Below are 16,711 nucleotides of genomic sequence, written 5' to 3'. Positions count from 1 at the left end.
CCGATCATGAACAAGCCCGCCGCACGCATCTCTGCCCTGTCGCTGTCGTTGATGCTGCTGGCCGGTTGTGCCACCACCAGCCTCGTCAGCGCGCCCGAATCGCCGGCCCAGAGCCAGGCGTTGGCGCTGATCGAACAAGGCAAGCCGCGCGACGCCGCCCTGCAACTGGAAGCGCTGGCCGCCACCCTGCGTGGTGGTGCCCGCAGCAACGCCCTGGCCGATGCGGCCTGGGCCTGGCATCTTGCCGGCGACAGCGCCCGCGCGCGCAGCCTGCTGGGCCAGGTGACCGCGCGCCAGGTGAACGGTGCCAGCCTGCAGCGTTACCAGCTGGCCAGTGCCGAACTGGCGCTGGCCGACAAGCAGCCGGCGCAGGCGCTGGCCCTGCTGAAGGATCATGGCGACAACGTGCACCCGAGCCTGCGCACGCGCTGGTCGCTGGCCCGCGCCAATGCCCTGCAGGCCACCGGCGATGCGTTCGGCGCCGCCACCGAACGCGCCCGTGCGCATGCCGGCCTGACCGGTGCCGCGCGCAGCGAGAACCAGGCCGCCATCTCCGGCCTGCTCGGCACCCTCGACGATGCCACCCTGCGCAGCCGCGCCGCTGCCTTGCCGGCCAATGACCCGCTGTACAACTTTGCCGGCCGCGCGTTGATCGCCCGTGGCCTGCCGCTGCCGCGCCCGTTCGATCGCGATGGCGCCGCCCAGTTCGACACCAGCAAGCGTCCGCCGGCGATGAGCGATGGCTACCGCCCGCCGGCCAAGCTGGCGGTGCTGCTGCCGCTCAGCGGCCGCCTGGCCACTGCCGCGCAGCCGGTGCGCGATGGCCTGCTCAGCGCGTACTACGGCGAAACCCGCCGTCGTCCGGAGGTCAACTTCTTCGACACCGCCGGTACCCCGGCCGGTGCACTGGCCGCCTATGACAAGGCCGTGGCGTCCGGCGCCGACTTCGTGGTCGGCCCGCTCGGCCGCGACGAGGTGGATGCCGTGTATGGCCGCCAGCAGCTGCCGGTACCGGTGCTGGGCCTGAACCGCGGCAAGGATGCGCCGCCGGCCGGCAGTGCCGGTTTCTCGCTGGCGCCGGAAGACGACGGCATCGTCGCCGCCGAATACATGCGTGGCCGCGAGCGCAGCAAGGCGCTGGTGATCAACAGCAGCGACGACACCGGCCGCCGCGCCGCTGCCGCATTCGCACAGCGCTTTGCCCAGCGTGGCGGCAGCGTCGCCGCCACCATTGCTGTCAGCGAAACGGTGGGTGATGTCAGCGCGCAGGTGCGCAACGCCGGCGCGGTCGATGCCGTGTTCCTGGCCGTACGTGCACCGCAGGCCCGCCTGCTGGCGCCGCAGCTGGCGCTGGCCGGTGCCGGTGGTGCCACCCGCGTGGGTACGTCGCAGCTGACCACCGGCAGCGGCAAGGTCGAAGAAGACGTGGCGCTGGACGGCATCATCTACCCGAACGAAGCCTGGAACGTGCGCAGCGTGTCCGGCGTGCCGTCCGCTGCCCAGGTTGCGCAGACCCTGCCCAGCGCGCGCGGCGCGGCCAGCCGACTGTTCGCCTTCGGCGCCGATGCCTGGAAGATCAGTTCCTACCTGGACAAGCTGGCCACCGAAGGCGGCCTGGACGGCGCCACCGGCACGCTGTACCTGGACAGCAACGGCAACATCCTGCGCCAGCCGGCATGGTCGACCTTCAGCGGTGGCCGGCCGATGCCGATCGCCGGTGGTCGCTGAGCACCTGCAACGTGGCTCGGCGGTGGAAGCCGCCGCCGAGCAGCATCTGCAGCAGGCCGGGTTGCAGCCGCGCGCACGCAACGTGCGTTATCGCGGCGGTGAACTGGATCTGGTGATGGATGACGCCGGCACCGTGGTCTTCGTGGAAGTGCGCTACCGCGCACGACAGGACTTCGGTGGCGGCGCCGCCTCGGTGGATGTTCGCAAGTGCAGGCGCTTGGCCCATGCCGCGCTGCTGTATCTGCAGGACCATCCTGCCTTGGCCGATGCGCCCTGCCGTTTCGATGTGGTGGAAGCCAGTGGTGATCCGCCGCAGCTGAAGTGGCTGCGCGACGCGTTCCGGTTGGATGATTGCTGATGGGTACCGTCCGCTTTGGTAGAGGCCGACCTTGGTCGGCGCTTCTGTGCCAACCAAGGTTGGCACCTACCAGCGCGCGGCCTAGCCGGCACTACCATGGGGCGTGACTGATGCCATCGATCATCACCCACGCTGCCGTGCCGCTGGCGCTGTGGTGCGCGGCTGATCGCGGCCGCATTCCACCGCGCCTGCTGGCCGCCGGTGTGATCGCGTCAATGCTGCCCGACGCGGATGTACTGGCCTTCGCTCTGCACATTCCCTATGCCGATGCGTTCGGCCATCGCGGCGCCAGCCATTCGTTGTTGTTCGCCTGCGTGCTGGCCATGGTGGCGGCGCTGTTGCACAGCTTTGGTAGAGGCCGACCTTGGTCGGCACCGCACAGCTCCGGTAGTCGCCGACCTTGGTCGGCGGGTTTGTGCCAACCAACGTTGGCGTCAACCGTACAAGCCGCTGTGTTCGTCTTCATCTGCGCCGCCAGCCATCCGCTGCTGGATGCACTGACTTCCGGCGGCCTCGGTGTTGCCCTGGCCTGGCCCTGGAGCGAACACCGCTTCTTCGCGCCCTGGCGCCCGATCCGCGTTTCCCCGTTTGCCCCGCAGTTCTTCAGCGCGCGCGGCCTGGCCACGCTGCTGTCGGAACTGCGTTGGGTGTGGCTGCCGCTGGCCGGCGCCGTTGTTGCCTGGAAACTGATTCAACCCGCCCCTGCTGCCCCACGAGATCCGTCATGAGTACTGCCCTGCCCGCTGCATTGATTGCCGAACTATCCGCCCTGCTGGGTGCCGATGGCTGGCGCATGGATGACGGCGCACTGGAAGCGAACGCGCAGGACAACTCCTGGCGCCACCAGCGCCCGGCTGCCGTGGCACTGCCGGCAGATATCGAACAGGTGCAGGCGCTGGTGCGCGCCTGCCGTACGCATGGCGTGGCACTGGTCGCACGTGGCGCAGGCACCGGCACCACCGGCGCTGCCGTGCCGTTGCCGGGCAGCATCGTGCTGTCGTTCACCCGCATGAACCGCATCGTCGAGATCCGCGCCGGTGACCGCTGCGCCGTGGTGCAGCCGGGCGTACTCAATGGAACGCTGCAGCAGGCGCTGGCGCCGCACGGCCTGTTCTGGGCGCCCGATCCTTCCAGCGCGGAGATCTGCAGCATCGGCGGCAACCTCGCCTGCAATGCCGGCGGCCCGCGCGCGGTGAAGTACGGCACCAGCCGCGACAACGTGCTGGGCCTGGTGGCGGTAACCGGTACCGGTGAGGTGATCCGCTGCGGCGGCGCCTACACCAAGGACGCCACCGGCTACGACCTCACCCACCTGCTGGTAGGCAGTGAAGGCACGCTGGCACTGATCGTGGAAGCAACGTTGAAACTGACCCCGCTGCCGGTCAGCCAGGCCGGCCTGCGCGTGCTGTACCGCGACGCCGATGCAGCCGCCGCTGCGGTATCGCGGCTGATGTCGCAGCCTGTGGTTCCGACGCGATTGGAATTCATGGACGCACGCAGCCTGCAGCTGCTGCGCCTCAACGGTGCCGACGTGCCGGAGGCCGGTGCGATGCTGCTGGTCGAGGCCGATGGCGACCACGACACCCTGCCCTACCTGCTGCAGGCGCTGGCCAACGCCGCCGAGGGCGACGGCATGATCGAGCTTGACGTGGCGATGGAAGGCCGCGCGCGCGATCAGTTGTGGGCCGCGCGCAAGGCGCTGTCGCCCGCGCTGCGCAGCGTCGCCCCGGGCAAGATCAACGAAGACGTGGTGGTGCCGGTGTCGCGCATTCCGGAACTCGTATCCGGTGTGCAGGCATTGGCGCGCGATTACGCGCTGACCATCGTCACCTTTGGTCATGCCGGCAACGGCAACCTGCACGTCAACATCCTCTACCACCCTGACGACGCCGACGAGAACGCACGCGCACATACCGCGCTGCCGAAGATCTTCGAACTGACGCTGGCGTTGGGCGGCACGCTGTCCGGCGAACACGGGATTGGCCTGGCCAAACGCGATTTCATGGCGCAGGCATTCACCCCGGCGACGCTGGCGGCGATGCGCGCGATCAAGCACGCGCTGGACCCGGACGGGATTCTCAACCCGGGCAAGGTGCTGCCGCCGGCATAGACCGCGCCCCCACGCACCAGAGCTTGCCAGCACCCATGACCGGCCCAGGCTCTTTCGCACTACGGATTGGCATCAAACACCACCGTCATCGCACCCGCCCACTGCGACCCCGGGTACCGGAGCATCTCCATCGTTGCCTCACGCCCGGCCGCAAAGCGCAGGTGAGCGCGCCGGCCCATCAGGTAGCCATCCGGGGTGAAGCGTGGCGCGCGCCCGTCATCCGGCAGCAACGACGTATTCTGCGCCGGGCGTCCATCGTGCACGTTGGTCATGCCCGGCAGGGTTACATCCACATCCACATCCACCGCCGCCACCGCATCATCGCGCAGGTTGCGGATGCCGCAGCGGTCGCCCACTTCGTGCTCGCAGCGCAGCTTCATAGTGAAATCCATCAAGGTGGTCAGATGGAAGGGCAGCTCCTGCCGTAGCGCCGCCGGCGGCAGGCCGTGATCGACCCACTGTGCCCAACCACCTTCAGGCGTCAGCTGGACACGTGGATTCTCGCTGGCGAAACGCGCCTGGAAGTCATGCGCGACGTCGAACGCGAAATCCATGCGGATGCGCTCGACACCGGTGATGTTGTCACCCAGGTCGATGTCGGCCCCGGCGCCGCCGGTGGTCCACTCCTCCAGCGCGGTGTAGCGGCCATCCTGCAGGGTCATCGAGTTGGGCAGGTCCACGCTGATGCCCAGCCCAATGTTTCGATAGGAATAAGTTCGCCCATTCCGGCGCTGGGTGCTGTAGCAGGGCTGGGGATTGGCTGGATCACGCACGCCCCATCCACCGATGGACCACCCCAGACCACCGGCACCGCGGATGGCACTGCACCCGCCACTCACGCCGTAATACCAGGGATCGGCACCATTGCTGAAATTCAGGCGCAGGGACATCGCCACGAAACTGATGCGCGCCTGGAAACTATGGCCATTGGTCGCGTTGGTAAACGTGACCATGCGCGGCGGCGGGAAGGCAACGTAGGTTGTGTCACGCCGAGAGGCGTTGTCACCGTCGCCGCTCTTGCGCCAGTACTCGCGGTTGCCAAGATCAAAGATGTACGCATTGCGGCGCTGGCACTCTGCCGGACGCCAGCTGCAGAAACTACCGCGCGGCGTGGTGTTCTCGAACGCAGTGTTGTTCGGGTCCAGCGCATTGGGCCGGAACTGTCCGGTGACCTTGACCTCCACGACCTGCGCGGCGGCGGTAGAGAGGCAAGCCACCGACAGCAGCACGATCAGGCAGACGACTCTCTTCATTGTCTTGTTCCCTTTTTGAACATCGACTTCGACCGGGCTACTGCGATGCCAGCGGCGAGGGGCAGCCAATGCCGCCCACCATCAGCACGTCGCCTTCGCGCGGGTAGCGCTCTTCATCCATCGTCAGCGTGCAGCTAACCAGCGTTGGGTAACGCAGCTCCACCACCGGCGCGCGTGCGCTCAGTTCCAGCGTGAAGAAACCTTCTTCCTGGCTCACGCTGCGGCCGGCATGGTTGATCACCTGCACACCACGCACGCCACGGCCTTCGGCGTCGACCACCTGCCCCATCACGGTGAAGGTGCGCAGTACATCGACAGTGGCATGCATCACGCCACCCTTGTTCAGGTGATAGCGCACCGTGGCCGGGTGCACGATGGCGGCGGGTGCGTCGCGCCCCTGAAAGTCGAACTGCACGTGGCCGGCGCGGTAGGCGGTAACGGGCACGAAGTTGCGCCCCTGGCGCAGGCGTGCACCGCCGCCGGCGCTGTCGTCGGCGCGCAGCTGCACGCCGGGAAAGTCGCTGCGTACATCAACAATCATGCCGGTATCCACGCTGCCCGTACGGCCCTGGCCCAGCATCGCGGCGTGGCCACCGCCCAGCACTACGGTGCTGTCCAGGTTGGCGCTGCCACTGACCCTGCCGTCCTGTGCGCTGCGCAGCACCTGCACGTCACCTTCCAGCACGGCGCCCTGCAGATAGGCGCCGGCACCGGCACTGACGCCATCGCGCTCAGCGCTCACCGTGGCGTTCAGGCTTCGCACGAAACGATCATCGTTGCGCTGGGTGGCGCTGGCGCTGATGTAGGCATCGCGCTGTCCGGCCTCGCCGGTACGGCTGCCGAGACTGCCACTGTAGCTGCGGCGGTCGCTGCCCAACGACAGGTTGACCGTCAGATCGATACCACGCTGGCGACGGTCCTGCGTAAAGCGGCTGCCGGGCCGGTCGTAGGCCGATACCCGCCAGTTCACATCGTGCCTGCCAAACAGCGTCTCGCGACGGCCGTAGGACACATCAATGCCCGTACCACGGGTGAAGCCCGTGCTGCGCGCCACGCGCAGGCTGGCGTTGTCGTGCTGGCTGAAACGATGGGAGATCGACACCGAGGTGGTGTCCTGCCAGCCGCCGCGCGTTTGCCAGCGCGGCAGCCCACCGTCGGCAGACAGTACCCGCTGTCGCTGCTCTGCCCAGTTGCGGGAATGGTTTGCCACCACCGTACCGGCACGGTAGCGGTACAGGCCCTGCAGATCGACACCCTGTCCCGCATCGCTGGAGGTGTAGAAGTTGGTGTAGCTGCTGAAACGCTCGCTGGCCTGCCAGTCCAGCGACAAGCCGGCGGCGCGGCGTTCGCCGATCTGCTGCACGGTGGCACCCACGACCGCTCGCGGATGCAGCAGATGGTTGACGACCGCACCGGTCGCCAGCGCGCCGTTCTGGCTGGCACCCGCGCTGTCGAGCAGGCCACGCTGCTGGCCGACGAACAGGCTGTAGCGCCAGCGACGGCTGGGATCGCGCCAGCGGCTGGGCTTGTGGATGGCGGCGCTCTCGCGGGACGCCTCACGCCCGTCCTCGACCACCCGCAACTCGACATCGTAGATGCCACCCGGCAGGCGACGGGTATCGATCTCCTGGATGCCAGGTTTGACTGCCTGGGTGGCCAGCAGATTGCCGTCGCGGTAGATCTCGACCACGCCATCGCGGCTGGCGGTGACGTAGACCGGATATACGCTGGGGCTGCTGCTGTCGGCCAGCAACACGTCGGACGAGCCGACCATCAGCCCCAACGCGGTGTCGTTCTGCGTGCCCGGTGCGCGCGGCTGGCGGATGATGCCCTCGAAGGTAGGCAGGAAGTAGCCCGCGCGCACAAAGTGGTCACCCCGCTCACGCTGTGCGTACAGCGCGCTGAGGTAGTGCTCGGCCTGTCCCGGCTGCGCGTAGTACTGGTAACTGCCGACCGTGCTCCAGTGGCCAACACTGCCGCGCAGATCGGCACTGTATCGCGTGGCGCTGGCTTGGCCCTGGCCATCGTGCACCGCCAGGCTGTTGCGTACGATGAGGCCTTGGCTGCCGCCCTCGGGCAACGCGATATGGCGATCCTGCACTGCTGCTCCACCTGGCGTGAGCAGGGTAAGCAGCGAGTTGGAAAGACTGTAGTGCAGCGCCGCCAGTCCTTGGCAATGGCTGTCGCAGACCCCAAGCGCCATCGGCTCGGCCAACTGCTCGCGCCAGCGAGCGCGCTCGGTTTCGGGCCAAGGGCTGTCGTAGCTCTCGCCGAACCCGACCAGCTGCACACGGTTGTCTTCGTGCAGCACCACCTCGGCATCGCCCAGGTAGCGCCCATCCAGTTCCACCCGAACGGTCAGCGGGTTACCGAACAGATGCTCGCGGAATTCGGCCGGCATATGCTCGCGCTGTTCCAGCAGGCTGGGTAGCTCGCCCATCGCCAGACCCGCAGCTTGGGCGGAGGCTGCGAACACCATGGCGCCAATGGCGCTAGCCAGGCGGCACAACGGGGCATGAGCGTTCTTGAGGGAAGGATGCATAAGCGGGCTCACCCTCCCTGCGGCATCAGCGATGCCACAGGGGGGCAATGAACTCAGGGACTGATGTCGCTTTCAAAGATCATGTGGAACTGGCCGCCGTAGCTGCCCTGCAGGTAGCCGCCACTCGGTGCGGTCGGCGCGATGGCGAACGCCAGCGACTTTCCGGCAGCCGCCTGCGCCGCGGTGGCCACAGTGATCTTGGCAGCCGAGGTGGCAGGCACCACCACGTTGTCCAGCTTCACGGCCAGGTCCACCACATCGGCCGCCGAAGACATCTGCGCCGGTGCGGTGAGGTAGACACTGATGGCAGACGGCGACTTGACGTTGATCACGCGGCCGGTCAGCTCACCGAGGGTCTCGCGCGCAGTGTCCCATGGCAGGGTCTGCGGCAGGCCTTCCCAACCATCGGGCGTGGAGACCTGCAGACCGGCCGTGTTGGGCACGTTGGCCTCCACGTTGACGGTGATGCTCTTGGTTTCGATGGCGGCCATGCTGATGGCCGGGCAGATAAGCAGGGCCGCAGCAGCGGCCAACACGGTTTTCTTGGGGTGCACGGATGCGCTCCTGTTGAAGGGAAAAGGGGTACAACGGCCAGGAACACGACACACCCTCCCAACGAGCTCCTGGCGGACCCGGTGGGGACAATCACGTTGATGGCGAGGGATCAGCGCCGCGAATCGATGCTGCGGCGGCGGTCACCTTCCCGCAGTTCGTAACGCTGGAAATGCGTGTCAGGGGTATCCAGCGCATGGACCTGGCCCGGACGGATGTGGACGATCACGCCGGGCGCGCAGGCATCCGGGTTGGCACGTTCGCACTGGCGCAGGTTGTCCAGCACCACGGTGGCATTGCCGTGGTTCTGGATCTGGTTGCTGTCGATGCGGGTCTCGTAGCGCGCAGTCTCGGGGGCGACGAACAGGATCGTGCCGTACCCGGTAAAGACCTGGATGGCCGAGGTCACCGCAACTGCTTCGGCCGCCTGCGCCTCGCTGAGCGAGAACTCTTCGGCGCTCGGCGCGACCGGAATAAAGCGCAATCTGTAGTAGTGCTCTTCGTCGCGTGCACCTCGATGCACAAGGCGCGTGGCCTGCTGGCCGTCGGCGGCGATGATCAGTCGGCTTGGGCTGGCGATGATGCCCTGTGCGTCGCTGGCATTGCGCGCCAACGCAGCGGTATCCACGGGCGTTTCGCTGACCTTGCCTGCGTCGTCGAACTGCATCCGGGTGACTTCCACACGTACGTAGGCAGTGGCGCTGCCCGTGTTGCGGATACGCTTGAGCAGGGTGCTGCTGCCGGGCTGAAGATAATCGAACAGCGGCCCCACATTGATCTGGGGCTGGCTGGCGCGGCTACTGAAGGCAAGTGTAAACAACAGCATGAGAAACAGAACGCGGGCCATGACAGTTTCGCCGATGAAGTGCGCACAGTGTGTCGGCGGCTCGAATCGGGCTCTATGAAAATTGTTGTAAAGACCGTGATCAACCGTGACTTTCAGAATGTTTGCAGCGCCACACCCATGCTGCGGGCGGCGTGCTTCACAGCGGAGATGCGCCTGCACATGGCGCGCCGATCCTATGGTGCGCAGCGTGGGTAACAGTGTTCTGCCTGACCGTGTTTGCCAGTGCCCGCAGTAGAAGGGCCACATTATTGCTGGCCCCTTGGTCGGCCCGTACGTGGTAGCCCACCGGGATCGCGACGATGCCAGCGACGACACGGCATTTGACGAAGCAGCGTTGAATGCCAGCGTGTCGCACCTACAAATGGTGAGGTGAAAGCAAGCACGGCGCCGTATGACTTCCGGCACCGTGCTTTGCCTTCTGTAGAGCCGAGCCATGCTCGGCTGCTTTTCGATCAGAATGCGGTGAGCCGAGCATGGGCTCGGCTCTACGGAAAATGTCGCAACTGCCATGCCGATACGCACCTGGCTTCGCGCATTGCATGTGCCGAAAATTTGCAACGTTCTCGAGATTGAAACTTTTCTGATTGGTATGGCAGCACTTGCGTGCACATCATGGCGCGCCACCGACAACGGGTGGCACGGGCTTGCAATCCCGTTTGGCAAAGGCGTTTTTTACGCTTGCCTGTCGGCGTCGCTCTCTCCTTGTTGGGCGGCGTCGGCAGGCAATCGGTCCGTGCCCTTTGGCGGGCGGTGCGTGGGGGCCTCGTGCCCGCCGGCTTTTCGCAGAGTTGCCACCGGTATTGCAACCACGCACCGTCCGCCGCCCTCGCCCAGCGCGAGGGCGGCCCCTTGCTTCGCACTCAAGGACGCCGCCATGACTTCTGCGTTCTATCCCTACTTGTTCGCTACTCTGGACGACGCCGACGAGAACGCACGTGCACATGCGGCGCTGCCGAAGATCTTCGAACTGACGCTGGCGTTGGGCGGCACGTTGTCCGGCGAACACGGGATTGGTTTGGCCAAGCGCGATTTCATGGCGCAGGCGTTCAGCCCGGCGACGCTGGCGACGATGCGCGCCATCAAGACCGCGCTGGACCCGGATGGAATTCTCAACCCGGGCAAAGTGTTGCCGCCGGTGTGACCCATCAGGGTGGCAGGTGGGCGTGGGTGCGGAGCATGGTCTACCCTCCGCTCTGCCGGACTTGGCACGTCTGTACAGGGCGCGGCAATAGAACGCGCCGCAAAGCACATGCGACACAGCGTCGCAGTCCTGCACGGTGGCTGAAGCGATGCCGCATGTTCAGTGCGCTTTGCAACTTTTTGCATGGGATGGCTGAGCGTTGGCCGTGACACTGCGGCCAACAGAGACATGCGCTATCGCTTTAAGCCCCTATCCTCACGGGATTTTCACGGCAACGGAGGCTATACGGCTCCTGACCTGAATACGCTTGGCCCGATGTGGTGGCGCGTGTCTCCCTCCCTGACACAAGGATGCATCCATGCAGATCGCCCCCCATACCCGTTCAACCTGCAGGCCCACCGTGCGCCCGCTCCTCCGCAGCCTGCTGGTCGCGCTGGCAACCCTGCCCGCAGCCACTGTGATGGCGGGCGATCTTGATGGTCAGACGGCCGAAGTCGTCGCAGGGGATGCGAGCGAGGCCTGGCGATTGATCAATGGTTCCCGCCTGAGCGTCAACAGCGGCCAGACCGAACAAATCCAGGCAGACGACACCTCGCAGGTCCTTCTGGACAATGCGCAGGTAACCCGCACTGGCAACCAGACCGCCGCCATCCAGTTGTGGGAACAATCCTCGCTCAACGCCAATGCGTCCAGGATCAACGGTGAAGTGGAGCTGAGAGGCGGCAGTACCTCGCTTACCCTCAAGAACAGCGTCATTCGCGTGACGGCCGCAGAGCTGGCTGCGGGCGCTCAAGCATCGGTGGGTATCGGTCTGTCCCAGGGGCTCGCCCCCAATATGACAGACACCCCTTATGCCTTGGTCGACAATACCTCCATCCACGTGGACGATGTCGCCGCGCCCGCTCGGCCACACCTCAGCGGGCTCGGGGTGCGTCTGTTGGTGGGCCAGATGGACATCGTCAATCGCTCCCAGATAGTGGCCGCCAACGTGGGCGCCATGCTGTGGGGTGAGCGCAACGGCGACGGACTGCTGCGGCTGAACGTCAACGACTCTACCCTCCAGTCCGGCCGGGGCGCGGCGATCCAGGTGATGCCGATGTTTGACAACACCTATGACATCACCGTGGCCAACGATGCTCATTTGACCGGCGGCGATGGCAATCTGCTGCTGGTGGGTCGCGAAGGCAACGTATCCGGTGCCCGCACCGACGTGCACTTCGCGGCGGATGATTCCCGCCTGATCGGCAACGTCACCTTCGACCCGACGTCTGTCACCAACGGCAGCTTGGACGTAATCCTGCGCAACAACGCCCAGATCGACGGCCGCTTCATCAACGTCACCTCTGCCGCCATCGACACCGACAGCGCCTGGCTGATGACCGGCGACAGCAATGTCGGCCATCTCACCCTGGGCAGCACCGGCACCGTAGCGCTGGGCGATGGCAGCCGCTTCAACACGCTCAGCGTGGATACCTTCACCGGCAACGGCGGCACGTTGGCGTTCAACACCACGCTGGGTGACGACAGCTCAGCCACCGACAGGCTGGTCATCGCTGGTGATGCCAACGGCCAGGCCAACGTACGCGTGCTCAACGCCGGCGGCGCCGGTGCGAAGACCGACAAGGGCATCGAGCTGATCCGCGTGGGCGGTGCCTCCAACGCGCAGTTCGACCTGCAGGGTCGCGCGGTCGGCGGCCAGTACGAGTACTTCCTGTTCAAGGATGCGACCAACGGCGGCTGGTACCTGCGTTCGGAACTGGCGACTACGCCGGACCCGTGCCTGGCTGACCCGACCCTGCCGCAGTGCAAGCCGATCGTCGATCCGATCGACCCGATCGATCCGATCACCCCGATCCCGGTGCTGCGTCCAGAAGCGGGTGCCTACCTGGCCAACCAGTTCGCCATGGACCAGCTGCTGCGTCATGGCTGGCGCGACCGACAGGGCGGCAGCACCTCCGCCGTTGATGGCGTGCGTGGCTGGGCCCGCGTGGACGGCACGCAGAGCAAGCTGTCGGCTGTGGAAGACCAGCTGGACCTGCGCGTGGACCGCTCGCGCCTGCAGTTGGGTGCGGACGTCGGCGTGTTCGACAACGGCCGCGGCCGTGTGGGCGTGATGGGTACCGTTGCGCAGTCCAGCGCCACTTCGCGTTCGCAGCTGACCGGCTACAGCGCTCGCGGCAAGGTGGAAGGTGGTGCACTCGGTGTGTACGGCAACTGGAATTCCGATGCGCTGTATGTGGACGCCAGCGTGCAGCGCGGCCAGTTCCGCAACCGCGTGCAGGGCGAGGGCCTGTCCGAAGAGCGTTATGACTCGGATCTGTGGCAGTCGTCGCTGGAAGCCGGTTATCGCATCGGCATTGGTGCGATCGGCAGCACCGCGCTGAGCCTGCAGCCAGAACTGCAGCTGGTCTACACCGATGCCAACATCGATCGCCATAGGGAGGCCAACGGCACCGTGGTGCGCAGCCTGGGCGACAGCGGTCTCTCTGGGCGTGCGGGCCTGCGCCTGCAGGGTGAAGGCCACAGTGCCGCCGGTGCCTCGGTCAGCCCCTACGTGGTGGCCAACTGGCACCGCGATGGCGCCAGCAACGGCATGGCCTTTGACGATGACGCGCTGAAGGCGAACGTGCCGCGCAACCGCTACGAGCTGAACGCCGGTGCGCGCGTCGACTTCCGTTCGCGCCTGAGTGCCTGGGGTGGCTTCGGTGTGATGCGCGGTGATCACGGTTACCGCGAAGCGACTGCGAACGTGAGTGTTGCCTACAGGTGGTAATCCACAGGCAACTGGCCGGCCTCCTTTGCCAAGGAGGCCGGCCAACGCTGGCTGCTTCTTCCTTCAGAGCTGATCAAATGAAGAACCTATCTCCCCGCGCACGGCATCCGCACCCGGCGCAGCCGGCACGCTTGGCTGGTTGCCTGGTCCTGGCCCTGACCAGCGTGGCGGGCAGCGCGACCTCGCGCGAACTTGTGGGTGAATCCGAGCAGGTCGTCCCAGGACAGCCTGCAGAAGCCTGGCAACTGCGACTGGGCTCGCAGCTCCAGGTCACCGACGCGGAAGCCTTGAACATCCAGGCGTCCGGCGGCTCTTCCATCCGGCTCTCGGGCGCGACTGTACGTGATTCGTCTTTCTGGCTGGACTACGCCATCCTGCTGGAAGATACGTCTTCGCTCGTCGCCCATCAGACCTCGATTCTGGGCAATGGGCTGCAGGTCAGCGGCACGGCTTCGGCCGAGCTGGTAGGCAGCCGGATAGACGTCACCCAGCAAGCAGGCCTGGACCCGTGGAACTGGTCGTCCATCGGCGTGGATCTGGATGACCTTCCCGGCACCACCTCGGATGCTCGAGTAGTCCTTGATTCGACCCATGTCCAGGTCGAGCAGGTAGAGTTCCAGCAGCCGGGGTACACCGGCATAGGAACCCGACAAGCGCAGGGGCAGCTCTTCATCCGCAACGGCTCCTACATTGATGCCGCCGATATCGGCGCGCTGCTGTACAGCGGTGGAAGTGCAGTGCAGAGCAGCCTGGCCATCGATGATTCCACTGTGATTGGAAGAACCGGTGCTGCCATCCGGATCGCGGCGCTTCTTGGCAACCCAAACTTCGACATCCACGTTTCAAATGGATCACAGCTTCATGGAGGCGACGGCAACCTGCTGCGAGTAGCGTCATTTGTTCCGCTCGCCGCTGTCGTGGGCAACATCGGCTTCACCGTGGACAACGCACGCCTGTCTGGAAACATCGATCGCGACAGCAACAGCGCAGGGCGAGGCACCTTGGACGTGTTCCTGCGCAACAATGCCCAGATCGATGGCCGTTTCATCAACGTCACTTCGGCAGACATCGGGACTGACAGCACCTGGCTGATGACCGGCGACAGCAACGTCGGCCATCTCACCCTGGACAGCACCGGTACCGTAGCGCTGGGTGATGGCAGCAGCTTCAATACCCTCAGCGTGGATACCTTCACCGGCAACGGCGGCACGCTGGGCTTCAACACCGTACTGGGTGGCGACAGCTCGGCTACCGACAAGCTCGTCATCGCCGGTGATGCCAACGGCCAGGCCAACGTGCGCGTACTCAACGCCGGCGGCGCCGGTGCGAAGACCGACAAGGGCATCGAGCTGATCCGCGTCGGCGGTGCGTCCAATGCGCAGTTCGATCTGCAGGGCCGCGCAGTCGGCGGCCAGTACGAGTACTTCCTGTTCAAGGATGCGACCAACGGCGGTTGGTACCTGCGCTCGGAACTGGCGACCACGCCGGACCCGTGCCTGGCCGACCCGACCCTGCCGCAGTGCAAGCCGATCGTCGATCCGGTGGACCCGATTGACCCGATCGAACCACCCACCCCGGTGCTACGCCCGGAAGCGGGCGCCTACCTGGCCAACCAGTTCGCCATGCACCAGCTGCTGCGTCATGGCTGGCGTGACCGTCAAGGCGGCACGGCCAACGATGGCGTGCGCGGCTGGGCGCGCGTGGATGGCACGCAGAGCAAGCTGTCGGCAGTGGAAGAGCAGCTGGACCTGCGCGTGGACCGCTCGCGCCTGCAGTTGGGTGCGGACGTCGGCGTGTTCGACAACGGCCGCGGCCGTGTGGGCGTGATGGGGACCGTCGCGCAGTCCAGTGCCACTTCGCGTTCGCAGCTGACCGGTTACAGCGCACGCGGCAAGGTGGAAGGCGGCGCGCTGGGCGTGTACGGCAACTGGAACAGCGATGCGGTGTATGTGGATGCCAGCGTACAGCGTGGCCAGTTCCGCAACCGCGTGCAGGGCGAGGGCCTGTCCGAAGAGCGTTACGACTCGGATCTGTGGCAGTCGTCGCTGGAGGCCGGTTATCGCATCGGCATCGGTGCGATCGGCAGCACCGCGCTGAGCCTGCAGCCGGAACTGCAGCTGGTCTATACCGATGCCAACATCGATGTGCACACCGAGACCAACGGCACGGTAGTGCGCTCGCAGGGCGACAGCGGCTTGTCTGGGCGCATAGGCCTGCGCCTGCAGGGCGAAGGCCACTCGGCAGCGGGCGCCTCGGTCAGCCCGTATCTGGCGGCAAACTGGTACCGCGATGGTGCCAGCAACGGCATCGCCTTCGATGATGAAGTGCTGAAGGCCGGCATTCCGCGCAACCGTTATGAACTGAGCGCGGGCGCTCGGTTGGAATTCCGTTCGGGCCTGAGCGCATGGGGTGGATTCGGTGTGATGCGCGGTGACCATGGTTACCGCGAGGCGACTGCCAATCTGAGTGTCGCTTACACGTGGTGATGCAGAACCACGCACGGCGCCGGACGGTTCCGGCGCCGTATTCTGCTTTCTGTAGCGCCGAGCCATGCTCGGCTGCTTTTCGATCAGAGCGCGGTGAGCCGAGCATGGGCTCGGCTCTACGGAAAATGTCGCAACTGCCACGCCGATGCGCACCTGGTCTCACGCATTGCATGCGCCGTAAATCCACAACGATTTCGAAATTGAAACTTTTCTGATTGGTATAGCAGCACTTGCATGCACATCATGGCGCGCCACCGACAACGGGTGGCACGGGCTTGCAATCCCGTTTGATTAGTGTCGTTTACGCTTGCCTGCCGGCGTCGTCCTTTCCTTGTTGGGTGACGTCGGCAGGCATTCTGTCCGCGCGTCTTTGGCGGGCGGTGCGTGGGGGCCTCGTGCCCGCCGGCATTTGGCGACGCTAATCACCGGTATTGCAACCACGCACCGTCTGCCGCCTTCGCTCAGCGCGAGGGCGGCCCCTTGCTTCGCACTCAAGGACGCCGCCATGACTTCTTCGCTCTATCCCTACCTCTTCGCCACCCTGGGCGATGCCGTCGAACGCCTGCCGGACGACCTGGCAAAGGCATTGGAAACCACCCTGGGCAGCACGATGGGCGCCCACGCCGACGAAGGTATCACCCTGCTCGGCTGCCTGCAGCGCATTCGCCACGTGGAAGCCGCCGACGGGCGACCTTGGCCCTGGAAAACCCGCAATCAGGGGCATGGCATCGCGATGGCACGCATCGACCGCGCCAATGCCGGGCTGACACTGCTGCTGGAACTGCTGCACGCCATCGAGCGTGTGCGCGTGGATGGCGATGAGGGGCAGCAGGTGGGCGATGACGTGCGCGAGGGATTGCTGCTGGCCTGCCGTGGGCTGGCCGAGTATGTGGATGTGCAGTTGCGGGCGGCGTAGACCCG

The 16,711-nt window shown here is 65.9% G+C and carries 12 protein-coding genes; 8 read left to right on the top strand and 4 right to left on the bottom strand.

All coding sequences use genetic code 11. The annotated features are described in order from the left end of the window. Positions 1 to 6: 6 nt before the first annotated feature. The 4 genes from HFK18_RS14100 to HFK18_RS14085 all read left to right on the top strand — a co-directional run bounded on the left by HFK18_RS14100 (position 7) and on the right by HFK18_RS14085 (position 4,196). The gene (locus HFK18_RS14100; RefSeq protein WP_180166749.1) at positions 7 to 1,728 is read left to right on the top strand and encodes a penicillin-binding protein activator; all 1,722 of its coding nucleotides are present in this window, start codon (positions 7 to 9) and stop codon (positions 1,726 to 1,728) included. Next, on the top strand, positions 1,694 to 2,086 hold the full coding sequence (locus HFK18_RS14095; RefSeq protein WP_180166748.1) for a YraN family protein: 393 nt from the start codon (positions 1,694 to 1,696) through the stop codon (positions 2,084 to 2,086). Before HFK18_RS14100 ends, HFK18_RS14095 begins: the two co-directional genes overlap by 35 nt. Before the next feature lie 110 nt (positions 2,087 to 2,196). Beyond that, the gene (locus tag HFK18_RS14090; protein ID WP_180166747.1) at positions 2,197 to 2,814 is read left to right on the top strand and encodes a metal-dependent hydrolase; all 618 of its coding nucleotides are present in this window, start codon (positions 2,197 to 2,199) and stop codon (positions 2,812 to 2,814) included. Beyond that, positions 2,811 to 4,196: an FAD-linked oxidase C-terminal domain-containing protein gene (locus HFK18_RS14085; protein WP_180166746.1), complete on the top strand. Its 1,386-nt coding sequence runs from the start codon at positions 2,811 to 2,813 to the stop codon at positions 4,194 to 4,196. The genes HFK18_RS14090 and HFK18_RS14085 overlap by 4 nt, the downstream gene beginning before the upstream one ends. A gap of 59 nt (positions 4,197 to 4,255) precedes the next feature. Here HFK18_RS14085 and HFK18_RS14080 read toward each other — a convergent pair whose 3' ends face one another. The 4 genes from HFK18_RS14080 to HFK18_RS14065 all read right to left on the bottom strand — a co-directional run bounded on the left by HFK18_RS14080 (position 4,256) and on the right by HFK18_RS14065 (position 9,636). Further along, positions 4,256 to 5,449 (bottom strand): hypothetical protein, encoded by a 1,194-nt coding sequence (locus tag HFK18_RS14080; protein ID WP_180166745.1) that lies wholly within the window; start codon positions 5,447 to 5,449, stop codon positions 4,256 to 4,258. Between the two features lie 37 nt (positions 5,450 to 5,486). Further along, the gene (locus HFK18_RS14075; RefSeq protein ID WP_257216242.1) at positions 5,487 to 7,928 is read right to left on the bottom strand and encodes a TcfC E-set like domain-containing protein; all 2,442 of its coding nucleotides are present in this window, start codon (positions 7,926 to 7,928) and stop codon (positions 5,487 to 5,489) included. 116 nt (positions 7,929 to 8,044) lie between these two features. Next, positions 8,045 to 8,545, bottom strand: coding sequence for a CS1 type fimbrial major subunit (locus HFK18_RS14070; RefSeq protein WP_343202965.1), 501 nt, complete (start codon positions 8,543 to 8,545; stop codon positions 8,045 to 8,047). A 110-nt stretch (positions 8,546 to 8,655) separates the two neighbouring features. After that, on the bottom strand, positions 8,656 to 9,636 hold the full coding sequence (locus HFK18_RS14065; protein ID WP_257216241.1) for a CS1 fimbrial subunit B flags: Precursor: 981 nt from the start codon (positions 9,634 to 9,636) through the stop codon (positions 8,656 to 8,658). Between the two features lie 262 nt (positions 9,637 to 9,898). On the opposite strand from HFK18_RS14065, the gene HFK18_RS21905 reads away from it, so the two are divergent. The 4 genes from HFK18_RS21905 (at position 9,899) to HFK18_RS14045 (ending at position 16,706) form a co-directional block, all read left to right on the top strand. Next, entirely contained in the window at positions 9,899 to 10,531 is a 633-nt protein-coding gene (locus HFK18_RS21905; RefSeq protein WP_306669836.1) for an FAD-linked oxidase C-terminal domain-containing protein, read from the top strand. 400 nt (positions 10,532 to 10,931) lie between these two features. Continuing rightward, positions 10,932 to 13,304 (top strand): autotransporter outer membrane beta-barrel domain-containing protein, encoded by a 2,373-nt coding sequence (locus tag HFK18_RS14055; protein WP_343202964.1) that lies wholly within the window; start codon positions 10,932 to 10,934, stop codon positions 13,302 to 13,304. A 77-nt stretch (positions 13,305 to 13,381) separates the two neighbouring features. Next, entirely contained in the window at positions 13,382 to 15,790 is a 2,409-nt protein-coding gene (locus HFK18_RS14050; RefSeq protein WP_180166742.1) for an autotransporter outer membrane beta-barrel domain-containing protein, read from the top strand. A gap of 505 nt (positions 15,791 to 16,295) precedes the next feature. Beyond that, the gene (locus HFK18_RS14045) at positions 16,296 to 16,706 is read left to right on the top strand and encodes a hypothetical protein (RefSeq protein WP_180166741.1); all 411 of its coding nucleotides are present in this window, start codon (positions 16,296 to 16,298) and stop codon (positions 16,704 to 16,706) included. Positions 16,707 to 16,711 lie beyond the last annotated feature (5 nt).

It is taken from the genome of Stenotrophomonas sp. SbOxS2, from assembly GCF_013416715.1.
Taxonomy (GTDB): Bacteria; Pseudomonadota; Gammaproteobacteria; order Xanthomonadales; family Xanthomonadaceae; genus Stenotrophomonas; species Stenotrophomonas lactitubi.
The sequence above is the reverse complement of the archived record's forward strand: the minus strand, read 5'-3'. Positions and strand labels throughout refer to the sequence as shown.

What these genes read in the sequence shown, in the direction of transcription:
- HFK18_RS14100 (WP_180166749.1), top strand. Translation starts at nt 7, where the DNA reads ATGAACAAGCCCGCCGCACGCATCTCTGCCCTGTCGCTGTCGTTGATG.
- HFK18_RS14090 (WP_180166747.1), top strand. Translation starts at nt 2,197, where the DNA reads ATGCCATCGATCATCACCCACGCTGCCGTGCCGCTGGCGCTGTGGTGC.
- HFK18_RS14085 (WP_180166746.1), top strand. Translation starts at nt 2,811, where the DNA reads ATGAGTACTGCCCTGCCCGCTGCATTGATTGCCGAACTATCCGCCCTG.
- HFK18_RS14080 (WP_180166745.1), bottom strand. Translation starts at nt 5,449, where the DNA reads ATGAAGAGAGTCGTCTGCCTGATCGTGCTGCTGTCGGTGGCTTGCCTC.
- HFK18_RS14075 (WP_257216242.1), bottom strand. Translation starts at nt 7,928, where the DNA reads ATGGTGTTCGCAGCCTCCGCCCAAGCTGCGGGTCTGGCGATGGGCGAG.
- HFK18_RS14065 (WP_257216241.1), bottom strand. Translation starts at nt 9,636, where the DNA reads ATGTGGCCCTTCTACTGCGGGCACTGGCAAACACGGTCAGGCAGAACA.
- HFK18_RS21905 (WP_306669836.1), top strand. Translation starts at nt 9,899, where the DNA reads ATGCCGATACGCACCTGGCTTCGCGCATTGCATGTGCCGAAAATTTGC.
- HFK18_RS14050 (WP_180166742.1), top strand. Translation starts at nt 13,382, where the DNA reads ATGAAGAACCTATCTCCCCGCGCACGGCATCCGCACCCGGCGCAGCCG.
- HFK18_RS14045 (WP_180166741.1), top strand. Translation starts at nt 16,296, where the DNA reads ATGACTTCTTCGCTCTATCCCTACCTCTTCGCCACCCTGGGCGATGCC.